The organism is Nocardiopsis sp. RV163 (assembly GCF_001029525.1).
Lineage (GTDB): Bacteria > Actinomycetota > Actinomycetes > Streptosporangiales > Streptosporangiaceae > Nocardiopsis > Nocardiopsis dassonvillei.
The window spans coordinates 16896-32389 of the sequence record NZ_LEKI01000006.1; the positions used below are offsets into that span (position 1 = coordinate 16896).

At 72.7% G+C, this 15494-nt stretch carries 17 protein-coding genes; 1 reads left to right on the forward strand and 16 read right to left on the reverse strand.

Annotated features, from left to right (window positions below; all coding sequences use genetic code 11):
* Positions 1 to 25: 25 nt before the first annotated feature.
* Complete coding sequence (gene tsf / locus ABD54_RS02095; protein WP_017566252.1) at positions 26 to 862, reverse strand: translation elongation factor Ts; 837 nt, start codon at positions 860 to 862, stop codon at positions 26 to 28.
* 124 nt (positions 863 to 986) lie between these two features.
* On the reverse strand, positions 987 to 1931 hold the full coding sequence (gene rpsB, locus ABD54_RS02100) for a 30S ribosomal protein S2 (RefSeq protein ID WP_047867737.1): 945 nt from the start codon (positions 1929 to 1931) through the stop codon (positions 987 to 989).
* Between the two features lie 289 nt (positions 1932 to 2220).
* On the opposite strand from rpsB, the gene ABD54_RS26895 reads away from it, so the two are divergent.
* Entirely contained in the window at positions 2221 to 2928 is a 708-nt protein-coding gene (locus ABD54_RS26895) for a M23 family metallopeptidase (RefSeq protein ID WP_082166641.1), read from the forward strand.
* Here the strand turns inward: ABD54_RS26895 and ABD54_RS02110 are convergent.
* The 14 genes from ABD54_RS02110 to ABD54_RS02175 form a co-directional block, all read right to left on the reverse strand.
* On the reverse strand, positions 2901 to 3770 hold the full coding sequence (locus ABD54_RS02110) for a tyrosine recombinase XerC (RefSeq protein ID WP_047867738.1): 870 nt from the start codon (positions 3768 to 3770) through the stop codon (positions 2901 to 2903). The genes ABD54_RS26895 and ABD54_RS02110 overlap by 28 nt on opposite strands.
* Before the next feature lie 2 nt (positions 3771 to 3772).
* Positions 3773 to 4129 (reverse strand): RidA family protein, encoded by a 357-nt coding sequence (locus tag ABD54_RS02115; RefSeq protein ID WP_047867739.1) that lies wholly within the window; start codon positions 4127 to 4129, stop codon positions 3773 to 3775.
* A gap of 299 nt (positions 4130 to 4428) precedes the next feature.
* Complete coding sequence (gene dprA, locus ABD54_RS02120) at positions 4429 to 5631, reverse strand: DNA-processing protein DprA (protein WP_394324526.1); 1203 nt, start codon at positions 5629 to 5631, stop codon at positions 4429 to 4431.
* Positions 5628 to 7151, reverse strand: a complete 1524-nt coding sequence (locus tag ABD54_RS02125; RefSeq protein ID WP_047867786.1) for a YifB family Mg chelatase-like AAA ATPase — start codon at positions 7149 to 7151, stop codon at positions 5628 to 5630. Before ABD54_RS02125 ends, dprA begins: the two co-directional genes overlap by 4 nt.
* On the reverse strand, positions 7151 to 7516 hold the full coding sequence (locus ABD54_RS02130) for a YraN family protein (protein WP_047867740.1): 366 nt from the start codon (positions 7514 to 7516) through the stop codon (positions 7151 to 7153). Before ABD54_RS02130 ends, ABD54_RS02125 begins: the two co-directional genes overlap by 1 nt.
* Positions 7517 to 7661: 145 nt before the next feature.
* A complete protein-coding gene (locus ABD54_RS02135; RefSeq protein ID WP_047867741.1) occupies positions 7662 to 7991 on the reverse strand; it encodes a DUF2469 domain-containing protein in 330 nt (109 codons plus the stop codon).
* A 203-nt stretch (positions 7992 to 8194) separates the two neighbouring features.
* Positions 8195 to 9070: a signal peptidase I gene (gene lepB, locus ABD54_RS02140; RefSeq protein WP_047867742.1), complete on the reverse strand. Its 876-nt coding sequence runs from the start codon at positions 9068 to 9070 to the stop codon at positions 8195 to 8197.
* A gap of 92 nt (positions 9071 to 9162) precedes the next feature.
* Positions 9163 to 9507 carry a 50S ribosomal protein L19 gene (gene rplS, locus ABD54_RS02145; protein ID WP_019608682.1) on the reverse strand — a complete coding sequence of 115 codons (345 nt, stop codon included), beginning with the start codon at positions 9505 to 9507 and terminating at the stop codon, positions 9163 to 9165.
* Positions 9508 to 9691: 184 nt separating this feature from the next.
* Complete coding sequence (gene trmD / locus ABD54_RS02150; protein WP_047867743.1) at positions 9692 to 10456, reverse strand: tRNA (guanosine(37)-N1)-methyltransferase TrmD; 765 nt, start codon at positions 10454 to 10456, stop codon at positions 9692 to 9694.
* A gap of 11 nt (positions 10457 to 10467) precedes the next feature.
* Positions 10468 to 10980 carry a ribosome maturation factor RimM gene (rimM, locus tag ABD54_RS02155; RefSeq protein WP_047867744.1) on the reverse strand — a complete coding sequence of 171 codons (513 nt, stop codon included), beginning with the start codon at positions 10978 to 10980 and terminating at the stop codon, positions 10468 to 10470.
* A 137-nt stretch (positions 10981 to 11117) separates the two neighbouring features.
* Entirely contained in the window at positions 11118 to 11360 is a 243-nt protein-coding gene (locus ABD54_RS02160; protein ID WP_013151282.1) for an RNA-binding protein, read from the reverse strand.
* A 1-nt stretch (position 11361) separates the two neighbouring features.
* The gene (gene rpsP / locus ABD54_RS02165; RefSeq protein WP_047867745.1) at positions 11362 to 11835 is read right to left on the reverse strand and encodes a 30S ribosomal protein S16; all 474 of its coding nucleotides are present in this window, start codon (positions 11833 to 11835) and stop codon (positions 11362 to 11364) included.
* Between the two features lie 394 nt (positions 11836 to 12229).
* Positions 12230 to 13822, reverse strand: a complete 1593-nt coding sequence (ffh, locus tag ABD54_RS02170; RefSeq protein WP_047867746.1) for a signal recognition particle protein — start codon at positions 13820 to 13822, stop codon at positions 12230 to 12232.
* Between the two features lie 162 nt (positions 13823 to 13984).
* Positions 13985 to 15199, reverse strand: a complete 1215-nt coding sequence (locus ABD54_RS02175; RefSeq protein ID WP_047867747.1) for a hypothetical protein — start codon at positions 15197 to 15199, stop codon at positions 13985 to 13987.
* Positions 15200 to 15494 lie beyond the last annotated feature (295 nt).

A 15494-nucleotide genomic window follows, 5' to 3' on the forward strand; every position in this document is an offset into this window, starting at 1 on the left:
CGGCACCTCCATCATCTCAAAAACCTCAGGCCTGGCCGACCTTGAAGCGGACGAAGCGCTTGACGGTCACGCCGGCCTCGTCGACGACCTTCTGGACCGTCTTCTTGTTCTCCTTGACGAACGGCTGGCCGAGCAGCGTCACGTCCTTGAAGTAACCGTTGAGGCGGCCCTCCACGATCTTGGGGATGGCCTGCTCGGGCTTGCCCTCCTCGCGGGTGGTCTGCTCGGCGATGCGGCGCTCGTTCTCCACGACCTCGGCGGGAACGTCGTCCCGACCGATGTACTGCGGGGCCAGCGCGGCGATCTGCTGGGCGAGGTCCTTGCCGACCTCCTCGTCAGCCTTGTCCAGCTCGACCAGGACGCCCATGGTGGGGGGCAGGTCCGGGTCGGACTTGTGGAGGTAGCTGGCGACGTAGGCGCCCTCGAACTTGGCGAAGCGGCGGAACTCCAGCTTCTCGCCGATGACCGCGCTCTTGGCCTCGATGAAGGCCTGGAGGGTCTTGCCCGGCTCGATCTCGGCGGCGGCGACGGTGGCGAGGTCGTCGCTGTCCTGGGCGGCGACGAAGTCGGCGACCTGGTTGACCAGCGCGATGAACTGGTCGTTCTTGGCGACGAAGTCGGTCTCGCAGTTGAGCTCGACGAGGGTGGCCTTGCCTTCGGACTCCTGCTTGAGGACGACCATGCCCTGGGCGGCGGTGCGCTCGGCGCGCTTGCCGACGTCCTTGGCACCCTTGACGCGCAGGGCCTCGACGGCCTTGTCGAAGTCGCCGTCGGCCTCGGTCAGGGCCTTCTTGCAGGCCATCATGCCGGCGCCGGTCATGTCGCGCAGCTTCTTGACGTCCGCGGCGGTGAAGTTCGCCATGACTGTTCTCGGATTCCCTTGGAGTGGAGAGTCTGTACGGAAAGTGGAGCTGATCCGGTCCCGGGCACCGAGCGGCCGCCCCGCCGGGGGCGGCGGGGCGGCGACGGTGCTCGGAGGCACGGGACTACTCGGCGTCGGGGGCCTTCGCGGGCGCGTCGACCGGGGAGTCCTCGGCGGTGGCCTCGGCCGGGGCCTCGGCGGCGACCTCGTCGGCCGGGGCGACGGCGGCGGTCTCGGCCGGAGCCTGCTCGGCCGCGGTCTCGGCGGCCTCGGCGGTGGCCTGGCCCGAGTCGGCCTTGCCCTCCAGGAGCTCGCGCTCCCACTCGGCCAGGGGCTCCTCGGCGGACTTGCGCTCGCCGGAGGCCTCGGAGGCGCCCGAGCGGGCCATGAGACCGTCGGCGACGGCGTCGGCGACCACGCGGGTGAGCAGGCTGACGCTGCGGATGGCGTCGTCGTTACCCGGGATCGGGTAGTCGACCTCGTCCGGGTCGCAGTTGGTGTCCAGGATGGCCACCACCGGGATGTTCAGCTTGCGAGCCTCGCTGATCGCGATGTGCTCCTTCTTGGTGTCCACGATCCAGACCGCGCTGGGCACGCGGGACATGTCGCGGATACCGCCGAGGGTGCGCTCCAGCTTCTCCTTCTCACGGCGAAGGTTGAGGAGCTCCTTCTTGGTGAGCGAGGAGCCGGCGACGTCGTCGAAGTCGATCTCCTCCAGCTCCTTGAGGCGCTGGAGCCGCTTGTGCACGGTGGAGAAGTTGGTGAGCATGCCGCCCAGCCAGCGCTGGTTGACGTAGGGCATGCCGACGCGGCGGGCCTGCTCGTCGATGGCCTCCTGCGCCTGCTTCTTGGTGCCGACGAACAGGACGGTGCCGCCGTGGGCGACCGTCTGCTTGACGAACTCGTAGGCGCGGTCGATGTAGGCCAGCGACTTCTGGAGGTCGATGATGTAGATGCCGTTGCGCTCGGTGAAGATGAAGCGCTTCATCTTGGGGTTCCAGCGACGGGTCTGGTGCCCGAAGTGGACGCCGCTCTCCAGGAGCTGGCGGATCGTCACGACTGTGGCCATGACCTGGTCCTCCTTGAGGTGGCGGGGAGGGAACCCCGCCCTCGGTTGTTCCTGACGCCCCGGCCGTACCGCCGCACCGCCCGGAGGCGGCGCGGACCGTGGGTGCGGCCCCTCGCTGAGGAGGCTCGTGGACGTGCGTATTGTGATCGGCCCGACGGGCCACAGACGATTCTATCTCCATCGGGAATACGTCGGGACCTGCGCCGCGTCGAGCCCCTTCCGCGGCGGGATCGTCCACAGGCCCGGGCTCCCCCTGGCGTCGCGGCCCCCGCGCCCGGACCCTGGAGGTATGGCCCCCTCGCTGCTCCTGACCCTGTCCCTGGCGCTCTCGCTCCTGTCCCCGCACCACCCCGCCGAGGCCGACTGGCGCTGGCCGGTGGACCCGCCGGTCGAGGTGCTGCGCTCCTTCGACCCGCCCGAACAGCGCTGGCTGTCGGGGCACCTGGGCGTGGACCTGGCCGCGGAACCCGGCCGGGAGGTCCGCGCCGCCGGGGCCGGGCGGGTGCACTTCGCGGGCCGGGTGGCGGGCGCACCGCTGGTGAGCGTGGCGCACGGCGATCTGCGCACCACCTACCTGCCGGTGGAGTCCGACCTGGTCCGCGGCGCCCCGATCGCCCCCGGGGACGTCCTGGGCACGCTCGCCGCCGCACCGCCGCACTGCCCGGACCGCCCCTGCCTGCACTGGGGCCTGCTCCGCGGCGACGACTACCTCGATCCGCTCTCCCTGCTCGGCCTGGCGCGGTTCCGCCTGCTGCCGGTCCCGCCGACCGCGTCGCCGCACGGGCTCGGACGGCCCCGCCGACGCCGTACCGGCCGCGGAGCGGACGGCTTCCGCGCTCCGGGCCGCCCCGCCCTGCGCGGGCGGTGTCGCGTCCGCGTCCTCAAGACCACCGCTGCGGGGGAGGGACGCGGGCGCACGGTAAGCGGACCGGGCGGACCGAGACGGGACCGAGGCGGTGCGGCGAGCGATCAGGCGCGGGGGTGGGCCCGGCGGTAGGTGTCGCGCAGGCGCTCCACGGACACGTGGGTGTAGATCTGCGTGCTGCGCGGGCTGGCGTGGCCGAGGAACTCCTGCACGCTGCGCAGGTCGGCGCCGCCGTTGAGCAGGTGGGTGGCCGCGCTGTGCCGCAGACCGTGCGGCGCGCTGTCAGCGCCGACGGCGCGCAGGTGGGCGTGCACGTCCTCGCGGGCCTGGCGGACGCCGAGGCGGCCGCCCCGCGCCCCCAGGAACAGCGCGGAGCCGCTGGCGGCACCCGCCATCTCCGGGCGCCCGCCGTACAGCCAGGCGTCGAGGGCGTCCAGGGCCGGACCGCCCACGGGGACCGTGCGCTCCTTGGCCCCCTTGCCCAGGACCCGCACGGTATCGCGTTCGCGGTCCACGTCGGCGAGGTCCAGGGCGCACAGCTCTGCGACGCGCACGCCGGTGGCGTAGAGCGTCTCCACCACCGCGCGGCGGCGCAGGCCGACCGGGGTCTGCTCGGCCTCCCCCGCGAACGCCGAGGCGGCCTGGCGCTCGTCGAGCACCGTGGGCAGGGAGCGCTGCTGCGCCGGGCTGGCCAGGCGCGGACCGGGGTCGGCCGCCAGCACGCCCTCGCGGTGCAGGAACCGGGTGAACGCGCGGACCGCGGCCACGCGGCGGGCCACGGTGGCCCGGCCGGCGCCCGCGTCGCGGGCACGGGACAGCCATCCGCGCACCAGGTCCACGTCCAGGTCCCGCACGCCCCGTCCCCGCTCCTCCAGGTGTGCCAGGAGGGAGCGCAGGTCGGCCAAGTAGCCGCGCACGGTGTGGGGCGAGCGCCCCAGCTCGCCCGACAGGTGCGCGGCGAAGCGCTCCAGCACGCCTACCTCCCGGAAGGCAGGCAGGCGACCCCCTCGACCTCCACGAGGTAGGTGGGGTCGACCAGACCGCTCACCTCCACCAGGGAAGCTGCGGGCGGGTGTCCGTCGGGCAGGCACTCGGCCAGGGCAGAGCGGAACTCCTCCAGGTCGGAGATGTGGCGCAGGTAGTAGGTGAGCTTGACCAGGTGGCCCAGGTCCGCGCCGTGGCGGGACAGGACGGCCTCCAGGTTGCGGAAGATCTGGCGCGTCTGCCCCCCGACGTCTCCGGCGACCTCTCCCCCGGGCCCCTCGGGGGTCTGTCCGGAGACGAACAGCAGCGGCCCGTCCGCCACCAGGGCGTCACTGTAGGGTTTGGTCATGGCGTCACCGTACCCGCCCCGCGGGGTGCGCTACCGTCGCCGCGCGCCGGTCCGCGTGCCGCCCCCGGCCGGGGCCCGTGTACCGGCTTCGCCTCCCCGCGCGCCGGAGGGCCCCACGGACCGGAGCGGGACGCGGAGCGTACGCGGCGGGCGGGACGCCTCTGCGCCGGACCGGACAGGCCGAGGCCGTCCACGGCTCCTCACCGCCCCGGCCCCGCAGCGCTCCGGCGGCCCCCGACCTCTCCGTACCGTCGGCGGACGCTGTGAGCGGGCCGCTGGCCGCGACCGCCCGTGCGCGCTCACTGCGGCAGCCGCCAGCCCGCGGGACAGCGCTCCACCAGCCCGGCCGCGGCCAGCATCCCCAGGGAGCGCAGGGTCCTCTCCAGGCGGGTCCCGCTGGCCACGGCGATCACCGCCGGTCCGGCACCGGACCGGGGCACCGCCGCCAGGACCCGGGCGCTGTCCTGGTCGAGCTCGGCCGACACCCGCAGCGGCCCGGACTCCGGCGGCAGCTCCCCCAGTGCGCTCACCTGGGCGACGACGTCGTCCGCGCAGGTGACGCAGCCCGCGTTCCAGTCGCGGAGCAGCAGGTGGCAGCCCGCGGACATCGCCGAGGTGACCGGGCCGGGGACCGCCATCAGCACCCGGTTGAGCTCAGCGGCGTGCGAGGCGGTGTTCAGCGCCCCGCTGCGCCGTCCGGCCTCCACCACCACCGTGCCCGGTGTGAGCGCGGCGATCAGCCGGTTGCGGACCAGGAAGTCCGGTGCGCGCGGGGTGGCGCCCGCCGGCCGCTCGCTCACCAGCGCCCCGGTGCGGGCGACGTCGGCGAACAGGCCCGCGTGCCCGCGCGGGTAGTCCACGTCCAGCCCACAGGCCAGCACCACGACCGTGCCCCCGTGGGCCTGGGCCGCCCGGTGCGCGGCCCCGTCGATCCCGTAGGCCCCGCCGGAGACCACCACGACCGCGCGCTCGGCCAGTTCGTAGGCCATCTCCGCCGCCACGTGCTCCCCGTAGGACGTGGCCGAGCGCGCGCCCACCACGGCCACAGAGCGCAGGCACAGGTGACGCAGGTCCCCCGCGCCGCGCACCCACAGTCCGTGCGGGCGCCGCCCGCCGGGCAGGTCCAGCTCGTCGAGGCGGCCGGGCCACTCGGGGTCCCGCGGTGCCACGAAGCGGATGCCGGACGCCGCCGAGTCGCCGAGCAGTCCGTCGGGGTCCACCGTCCGTGCCGCGGCGCCCCACCGCGCCCACCTGCGTTGCAGCAGGGTCTGCGCCTCCGGCCGCGGGCCGTCCTCCCCGGCTCCGACGGGCACCGGTGGCGGGTGCGCCCCCGCCACCAGCAGCGCCCACACCCGTTCCGCGCCGTGCTCGGCGAGCATCGCGCCCAGCCACGGATCCCCCGGCGGGGCCACCGCCGTCAGGCAGGCCCGCGCCCGCGCGTCCGCCTCGTCCTCCGCGTCCCGCACCGTTCCCCCGCTCCCCTTCTCCGTGTCCGTGCTCACCACGCGCGCCCCGCCCAGAGCGCGAAGGCGTAGGCCGCCTCCTCCTCGCCGGGGCGGTCCCGGTCGGCGAGGTCGGCCAGGGTCCAGGCGACCCTCAGTGCGCGGTCCACCCCCCGGGCGCTGATCTGTCCGAGGTCCATCGCTCTGCCCAGCACCCGCAGTGCGGAGGACTCCACCGGGAACTCCCTGCGCAGCGGCGCCCCGGGGATGGCCGCGTTGGTGGTCCAGGGCGTGTGCGCCAGCCGCTCGGCGGCGCGGGCGCGGGCCTTCTCCACCCGGGCGGCCACCACCTCGGAGGACTCGGCGAAGACGCGGTCGGCGAGCAGCTCGGCCCTCGACACCGGTTGCAGCTCCACCTTGAGGTCGATCCGATCCAGCAGGGGCCCGGACAGGCGGGAGAAGTAGCGGCGCCGCTCACCGGCGGGACAGGTGCACAGGGCGCCGGGTTTGGCGCAGGGGCAGGGATTGGCGGCCATCACGAGCTGGAAGCGGGCCGGGAAGGTCACCGTCGAGGAGGCCCGGGCCAGGACCACCTCGCCGCGCTCCAGGGGTTCGCGCAGGGAGTCCAGCACCCCGCGCCCGAACTGCGGGGCCTCGTCGACGAAGAGCACGCCGCGGTGGGCCTTGGACACCCAGCCGGGCGTGGGGTAGCCGCTGCCGCCGCCGATGATCGAGGCCCGGGTGGAGGTGTGGTGCGGCGCCGCGAAGGGGGGAGCGGTGACAAGGGGGGCGCCGGGCGGCAGCATGCCCGCCACCGAGTGGATCGCGGTGGCCTCCAGAGCCTCGGCTGGGCTGAGCGGGGGCAGCACGGTGGGCAGGCGTTCGGCGAGCAGGCTCTTGCCGGTGCCGGGAGGTCCCAGCATCATGAGGTTGTGGCCTCCGGCCGCGGCGATCTCCACCGCGCGTCGGGCCACCGGCTGGCCCAGGACGTCGGACAGGTCTGGCCCCTGGCCGCGCGGCTCCCGGGGGCGGGGCACGGCCTCCTCCTCGTGCGCCTCGGGGGAGTACTCCCCGCGCAGCCACCGGCACAGGTCCATCAGGCTGTCCACCGCCGTCACCTCGGCGCCCGGCACCAGCCGGGCCTCGGCGGCGTTCCCCCGCGCGACGACGAACCTGCGGTAGCCCTGCTCGGCGGCCGACACGACCGCCGGGAGGACCCCCAGCACCGGCCGCGCCCGGCCGTCCAGGCCCAGTTCGGCGATGAGGACGCTGTCCTGCAGCCGCTCCACCGGCACCGAGCCCGCCGCCGCCAGGACGGCGGCGGCGATGGCCAGGTCGAACAGGCTCCCGGACTTGGGCAGGCTGGCCGGGGACAGGCTGATGACGATCTGGCCGCTGGGCCACTCCTCGCCGCTGTTGACGACGGCGGCGCGGATGCGGTCCCTGGCCTCACGGAGCGCGGCGTCGGGCAGCCCCACCAGGGTCACCCCGAAGTCGCCGCCGCCCAGGTGCACCTCCACCTCGACGATGTGCCCCCGGACGCCCAGCAGGGCGATGCAGCGGGTGCGGGCGAGCGTCATCATGCCATCCCCCGCTCATGGGAGACGAACACGCGCCCGCCGCTGATCAGGACGCAGACGCCGTCCACGCGCAGGGGGTGGGAGGACACCCGGTGCCGGACCGCCCAGGCGTGCCCGAGGCGGCGCAGGCGGCGCCGCTTGTCGGGGGTGATGGCCTCCACCGGGTGCCCGTACCGGACGGAGGTACGCGTCTTGACCTCCGCGACGACCAGCACGGGGCCGTCCCGGGCCACGATGTCGATCTCCCCGTCGGGGATGCGCCAGTTGCGGGCGACCACCCGCATCCCGGCGCGTCGGAGGAAGGCCACGGCGAGGTCCTCGCCACGGCCGCCCAGCGTCCTTCGGTACTCGGCCCACCGGTCCATGGTCGACCACCTCCCGTAACCACGGTCGGTGATCGCCGTTCACGGCGCCAGGGCCTGTCCCCTCCTGTGGAAAAGACCGGCGTCGTCCGGGGGCGCGTCCCGGGGGCCGGAACCCGGGGGTCTCCCCGGCCGCCCGGCGGCCGGATCAGCTCTGCGCGCCGCCCTCGGCGGGCGGCATCTCCAGGTCGGCCTTGGTGATCTCCTCGACGTTGACGTCCTTGAACGTCACCACGCGAACGTTGCGGACGAACCTGGCCGGACGGTACATGTCCCAGACCCAGGCGTCCTCCATCACGACCTCGAAGTACATCTCCCCGTTCTCGGTCGAACGCGGCTGGAGGTCGACGTGGTTGGTGAGGTAGAACCGCCGCTCGGTCTCCACCACGTAGCTGAACAGACCGACGACGTCGCGGTACTCGCGATAGAGCTGGAGCTCCATCTCGGCCTCGTACTTCTCCAGGTCCTCAGAACTCATCCACGCGCTCGCTTTCGTCGCACTCTCCGGTCGTGGTGTGCCGGTCCCCTTCCACCCGGACACCGCCGACGGCCGGGATGTTCCCGGTCGAGGGCGGCCCCGCGCGTCGGGGACGCCGATACCGTCCAGCCTCCATCATGCGTCACGGAAGGGCCCCGTGTACTCCGCCGTGAGGATTTTCTCGCCGGACCGCCCGCGGCGCGTCACCCGTCCGCGGCGTTGAGCTCCTCGAAGGACTCCGGGACGCTGAGCGGGCCGACCTGGCCGAACGGCCAGATGATCACGAAGGCCCGCCCCACGACGTGGTCGATCGGGACCGCACCGCCGCCGGGGTTGTTCTGGTTGAGCCGCGAGTCGGAGGAGATCGCCCGGTGGTCCCCCATCAGCCACAGGTGTCCCTCGGGCACCTCGATCGGGCCGAACTCGGTGTGCGTGGCCACGCTGCCCGGGTACAGGTAGGCCTCCTCGTCGAGGGGGACCCCGTTGACCAGGACGCGGTTCTGCTCGTCGCAGCACTCCACGGTGTCACCCGGCAGGCCGATGACCCGCTTGATGTACTCCTTGCCCGTGGGCGCCGCGCCAAGCTGCTGCTGCACCCACGTGAACCCGGCCGAGACGGGGTTGGTGGGCTCCGGGACCGACACGGTGTTCGGGTCGTCCCAGGACCCGTTGCCGTCGAAGACGACCACCTCGCCGCGCTCGATGTCGCGGAGCTGGTAGACGACCTTGTTGACGAGCACCCGGTCGCCGACGAGGAGGGTGTTCTCCATAGAGGTGGAGGGGATGTAGAAGGCCTGCACCAGCCAGGTCCTGATCACGAACGCCAGGACCACGGCGATCACGATCAGGACGGGGAGTTCCTTCCAGAACGACCCCTTCTTCTCGGTGCTCTGGGACTTGCTCATCTCGTCGTCCGCCCCCTCCTCCGACTCCTCGCCGTCGGTACCGGAGACAGCACTGGCTCCCGAGCTCTCATGAGCTCGGGAGCCAGTGGCGGAGTCGTGCTCCTCCGGACCGGGCTGGGCGGATTCCTCGTCCTGGACCCCGTCCGAGCCGAGGTCCTTCTCGTCTTTGCTCATCGAGCCGAAGCCTATCCTGCCTCCCTGGCGGGAGCGGAGAGATTCGACACGGAAAAACGCCGGGAGGAAGCCCCGGGCCACCCGGTCGCGGACTAGCGGCGCTCGCGGATGCGGGCGGCCTTGCCTCGCAGGTCGCGCAGGTAGTACAGCTTGGCGCGACGCACGCGGCCGCGTGCGGCGACCTCGTACTTCTCGATGGCCGGGGTGTGGATCGGGAAGGTGCGCTCCACGCCCACGCCGTAGCTCACCTTGCGGATGGTGAAGGTCTCGCGGTTGCCCGAGCCCTGGCGGCGGATGACGACGCCCTTGAAGACCTGGACACGGGTACGGTTGCCCTCGGTCACACGGACGTGGACGTTGAGGGTGTCACCCGGACGGAACTCCGGGACGTCGGAACGAAGCTGGGCCTTCTCCAGCTCCTGAATGGCGGTGTGCATCTCGCGAATCCTCATCGATAGCGCTCCGCGTCCTGCTCCCCGGCGGGGAGGGGGTACGCGGGCGAGGGCCCGAATGGGTCTGTACTGTCGAACCGCCCGGGTGACCGTCACAGAGGCCGACGTCGTACCGCCGGCATGCGGATGCCGCCGGTCACCGAGGGGAACCCACCCAGTTTGCCACATCTCAGGTGGCGTCTCGAACGGCCTCCTCGGCCAGGACCTCCCGGTCGCGCCGGTCCAGCGCCTCCTCGGGCAGGGCCTCCACCAGGTCCGGGCGGTTGCGCGCGGTCTTGCGCAGGGCCTGGTCGCGGCGCCAGCGGTCCACCGCGCCGTGGTTGCCCGACAGCAGCACCGGCGGCACCTCCCGGCCCCGCCAGGAGGCGGGCTTGGTGTAGACGGACCCCTCCACGAGGTTCTCCATGCCGCCGGAGGCGAAGGAGTCCTGCACCGCGGACTCGGTGTTGCCGAGGACGCCCGGCAGCAGCCGGGTGATCGCCTCGACCATCACCAGTGTCGCGGACTCGCCGCCGTTGAGCACGTAGTCGCCGATGCTGACCTCCTCTACGGGCATCCGCTCCGCGGCGTCAGCCGCGACCCGCGAGTCGATGCCCTCGTAGCGGCCGCAGCCGAAGACCAGCCGCTCCTCCTTGGCCAGGCGCTCGGCGTCGGCCTGCCGGAAGGGGCGGCCGCTGGGAGTGGGCAGGATCAGCCGCGCGGAGCCCTCCCCCACGACCCCGTCCAGCGCCTCGCCCCACGGCTCGGGCTTCATCACCATGCCCGGGCCGCCGCCGTAGGGGGTGTCGTCCACGGTGTTGTGGCGGTCGTGGGTCCACGAGCGCAGGTCGTGCACGCGAACGTCGAGCAGCCCGGACACGCGGGCCCTGCCGATCAGGGACAGGTCCAGGGGGCCGAAGTACTCGGGGAAGATGCTGATGATGTCGATACGCACGGCGCGCCCCTTCAGTCGGCGAGGTCGAGCAGGCCGGGCGGCGGGTCGATGACGATCCGGCCACCGGCCACGTCCACCTCGGGGACCAGGGCCGCCACGAAGGGCACGAGCACCTCCGCGCCGTCCGGGGTGGTCACCACCAGGAGGTCCTGCGCGTGGTGGAGCACATCCGCGACCGTGCCGACCGGCTCCGCGCCGGTGGTCACCGCGGCCAGGCCGATGAGTTCGTGGTCGTGGAACTCGTCCGGGTCGTCCAGCGGCGGGATGTCCTCCGAGTCCACGAGCAGGGCGGTACCGCGCAGCCCCTCCGCGGCGTCGCGATCGGCCACGCCCTCGAAGCGCACGAGCAGGCGGCCGCTGTGGCGGCGTGTGGAGACGACGGTGAGCGGACCGGTCCCGGCCGGGTCGGTGTCCAGCACGGAGCCGTCGGCGAACCGGGCCGAGGGGTCGTCCGTGCGTACGTCCACGGCGACGTCGCCGCGGACTCCGTGCGCACGGCCGATCCGGCCGACAACGAGTCGCATGGGGATTCTTCCTTCCGCCCCTCGGGGGGTGAGAAAACTGTGCCCGGGACCGGGCGCGTGCGGTGGGCACGGGCCCCGGGGTCCCGGGCACGGGTGCGGGGCGCCGACCGCTGGCGGTCGGCGCCCCGAGAGGCGCGTCAGCGCACTTCGTGCAGGTCCAGCAGGTCCACGCGGACGTAGCGGCCCCCGGCCAGGGCGCCGATGACGGTCCGCAGGGACTTGGCGGTGCGGCCGTTGCGGCCGATCACCTTGCCGAGGTCGTCGGGATGGACCCGGACCTCCAGGACTTTGCCCTTGCGGAGCCTCTTGGCTCTCACCTGGACGTCGTCGGAGTTCGCAACGATCCCCTTCACGAGGTGCTCAAGCGCCTCTTCAAGCACGTCAGGCCTCGCCCTCGGACTTCTCAGTCTCGGTGGTCTCAGCGGTCTCGGCGGGCTTGTCCGCCTTGTCCGCCTTGTCCGCCTTCTTCTCGGACTTGCGGCCCTTGCCCTTGCCCTCGGCGCCGGGGAGCACGAGCTCCTTCAGAGCGGCCTGGAAGGCGGCTTCCTTGGCCTCGGGGTCCTTGGCCTCGGCGACCTGGAGCGGAGCCGGGGCGGGCAGGCCCTTGAACTTCTGCCAGTCACCGGTCTTGCGCAGGAGGACCTTGACCGCGTCGGAGGGCTGGGCGCCCACGGACAGCCAGTACTGGGCCCGCTCGGAGTCGACCTCGATGAAGCTCGGGTGCTCCTTGGGGTGGTACTTGCCGATCTCCTCGATCGCCTTGCCGTCCCGCTTGGTGCGGGCGTCGGCGACGATGATGCGGTACTGGGGCGTACGGATCTTGCCCATACGCTTGAGCTTCAGTTTGACAGCCACTGGAGTGGTCTTCTCCCGATTAACGGTGTAAGGCGCCCGGCGGCGAAACCACGTGGGGTTGCGGCACCCGACGGGACAGACGTGGGTGGCGGGCTAGTTAGAGGGCTGGCCCGGCACCGTTAGTCGACTACTCATTGTGCCAGACGCGGACGTGTTCCCCGGACACGACACCGGCGACACCCGCGCACGGATCGGTGGCGGACACGGAGACGGCCCGTCCCCGGAACGTGGACGGGCCGCCCCGCCCGGTCTCCCGGGCGGCGCCAACCGCCCGCCTCCGAGGAGGCGGGCACGCGGGCGGGCCCTGGGCCCGCCCGCGTCCGCGGTGCGGTCGGCTGCGCCACACGCATGGTAGCGCTCGGCCGACGGGCGCGAGGTCCGGTACCGGCCGCGCCTACTTCTTGGGCAGCTTGAAGTTGGACAGGTCGGGCATGTTGGGGCCGCCGAAGCCGGGCGGGAGCGTGGGCTGGCCGCCGCCCCCCAGGCCCGGAGGCAGCTGCGGCGGCTGCTGGCCGCCCTCCTCCTGGCGGCGCTGGCGCTCGGCCGCACGGTCGGCCTCCTGCTGGCGGGCCTTCATCGGGTTGCCGCTGCGCTGCTTGCCCTTCTTGGCCTTCTTCGCCTGGGCCTTGGCCTTCTTGCGGTTGGCGCCGCCCATGCCCGGCATCCCGGGCATACCCGGCATGCCGCCGCTCTTCATCTTGCGCATCATCTTCTGCGCCTCGAAGAAGCGGGTGACCAGACCGTTGACATCGCTGACCTGGGTGCCCGAACCGTTGGCGATGCGCAGGCGGCGCGAGCCGTTGATCATCTTGGGGTTGGCGCGCTCGCCCGGGGTCATCGACTGGATGACGGCCTGGATGCGGTCCAGGTCCTTGTCGTCGATGCTGTCGATCTGCTCGCGCATCTGGCCCATGCCGGGCATCATGCCGAGCAGGTTGCCGATCGGGCCCAGCTTGCGGACCATCTGCATCTGCTGGAGGAAGTCGTCGAGCGTGAAGTCCTCGTCCGACGCCATGGTCGAGGCCATCTTCTCGACCTCGGCCTCGTCGAACGTGCGCTGGGCCTGTTCGATGAGGGTGAGGACGTCACCCATGTCCAGGATGCGCGAGGCCATCCGGTCCGGGTGGAAGAGGTCGAAGTCCTCCAGCTTCTCGCCGGTGGACGCGAACATGATGGGGCGGCCGGTGATGTGGCGGATGGACAGGGCCGCGCCGCCGCGCGCGTCGCCGTCGAGCTTGGTGAGCGCGACCGCGTCGTAGCCGACCCCGTCGAGGAAGGCCTGCGCGGTGTTGACCGCGTCCTGGCCGATCATCGCGTCGACGACGAAGAGGATCTCGTCCGGGTCGACCGCGTCGCGGATGTCCGCGGCCTGCTGCATCATCTCGCTGTCCACGCCGAGGCGGCCAGCGGTGTCGATGATCACCACGTTGTGGTTGTTGCGGCGGGCGTGCTCGACGGACTCGCGGGCGACCCGGACGGGGTCGCCGACGCCGTTGCCGGGCTCGGGCGCGAACACGGGGGTACCGGCGCGCTCACCGACCACCTGGAGCTGCGTGACGGCGTTGGGGCGCTGGAGGTCGGCGGCGACCAGCAGCGGCGTGTTGCGGTCGGCGGCCAGCCACCGCGCGAGCTTGCCCGCCAGGGTGGTCTTACCGGCGCCCTGGAGGCCCGCGAGCATGATCACGGTCGGCGGGTTCTTGGCGAAGCGGATCTGCCGGGTCTCGCCGCCGAGGATCCCGACCAGTTCCTCGTTGACGATCTTGATGACCTGCTGGGCCGGGTTGAGGGCCTTGGAGACCTCCTCGCCCCGGGCGCGCTCCTTGATCCGCGCGATGAACTCGCGGACCACCGGCAGCGCGACGTCCGCCTCCAGCAGCGCGAGACGGATCTCCCGCGCGGTCGCGTTGATGTCCTCCTCGGACAGGCGCCCTTTACCGCGCAGCGAGGAGAAGACCGATGTCAGCCGGTCGGAAAGCGTCTCGAACACGAGTGTGGCCAGTCCTTCGTCTCGGAGTTGGTCTCCCAGCCTACCGGGCCGGGATCACCTCGCAGTATCACGAGGCGGGCGGGGCCGGAACAACGCCGAGGGCGGGGACGCCGTCCCCGCCCTCGGCCGCCGTGCGCTCGGGGCCGCGCCCCGCGGGTACCTCTAGTCGCCCTCTTCCCCGGCCGTCTCCGACGCCTCCTCAGAGGGGGAGGCCCCACCCGACAGCGTGGCCTCGCGCTGCTCGGCGAGGGCCGCCAGCATCTCCTCCTGCTGGCCGCCGGTCAGGCCGCGGGTGGAAAGCTGTGCCTCACCGTCGATGGGGTAGGTCTGCTGGACGGAGCTGACGATGTTGTAGTCGGCGCTGCACGAGAGCTCCAGCGTGCCGCCCGCCTCCAGGGTGCCGCTGTCCTCGCAGTTCTGCTCGCCGATGTCGGCGTTGCTGAAGGTGACGTCCATGCTCACGGCCACCTCGCCGCTGCCGTCGCCGCCCGCGTCGCGCACGGTCCCGGTCCAGGTGCAGTTGGGCCCGTCCTCGCACGTCATGGATGGGCTGCCCTCCCAGCCGACCTCGATGCGGGCGTCCCGGGAGGAGGTCAGCTCCTCCTCGGTGGCGGTGGTGACGCCGTCGTAGAGCTCCTCGACAGCGGCGGTCTCGGCCTCGGCCAGGTCCAGGCGGACCTGGGGGCCGGTCTCGGCCTCCTCGGGGACGAGCTCCTCGATGGCGATGCGCTGGATCTGGCCGGTCTCGGCGTTGATCCAGACCTGGTTGCGCTCGCCCGCCAGGTCGATCCGGTGGGTGAGCGTGCCGTCCAGGTTCTCCTCGACCGCCTCCTCCGAGTCCAGCTCGATGCCGCCCAGGATGGCGGAGAGCTCCGGCGGGGCCAGGGAGGCGCTCGGGTTGAACCCGGCCTGGGCCGAGGAGGCCCGCACCCAGTTCCCGTCGAAGTCGTCGAAGTCGGGGCTGAAGACACCCTGGTCGAGCCAGAAGTCCTCCGCGGCGCGCAGGAACATCCTGCCGTCCGCGCTGATCAGCTCGGCCTCGATGCCGTTGGCGCGGACGGTGCCGCTGGCCGTGCCGCCGTCGGCGACGGTCAGCGAGGCGTCGCGCACGTCGGCGGAGCCGACGCTCTCGGCCACCTGCCCGGTGGCGGTGAGCGCCGGGTAGGCGGCCAGGTCGGCCAGGGCCTGCTCCATCAGCGGCGCGGCGGCCACCGGCTCGGCGGCCTCCGGGCTGGGCTCCTCCTCGCCGCCGCCCCCGGGGCGCAGGTGGCTGAGGTCGATGGAGCAGCCGGACAGGCCGAGGGCGACGACCGCGCCCGCGGCGGCGAGGGCCACGCGCCCGCCTCTGCGACCCGTGATGTGACTAACCGGCGCCATCTTGCCTCCTGACCCCGACATGTGGGGCACTGTACGAATCAGCATGGTTTCCGGGTGGACGGCGGGGTGGACGCGCCGATCCCCGACCCGTTCCTGGTGTGGGATGCGCATGCGCGGCTCCCGGTTGTGCCGCGGGCCCCTTGTTCGGTGGGAGCCGGGAACGGGGCCGCCCGCGTGGCGGAGCCGTCGGTCGGGCGCCGTGCGCCCGGGCTCTACCGCCTTACCGCTCAGAGGGTACCGAACGGATACACAGGCCACAGCCAATACGGTGTCAGAAATGCTCATATATGCCATG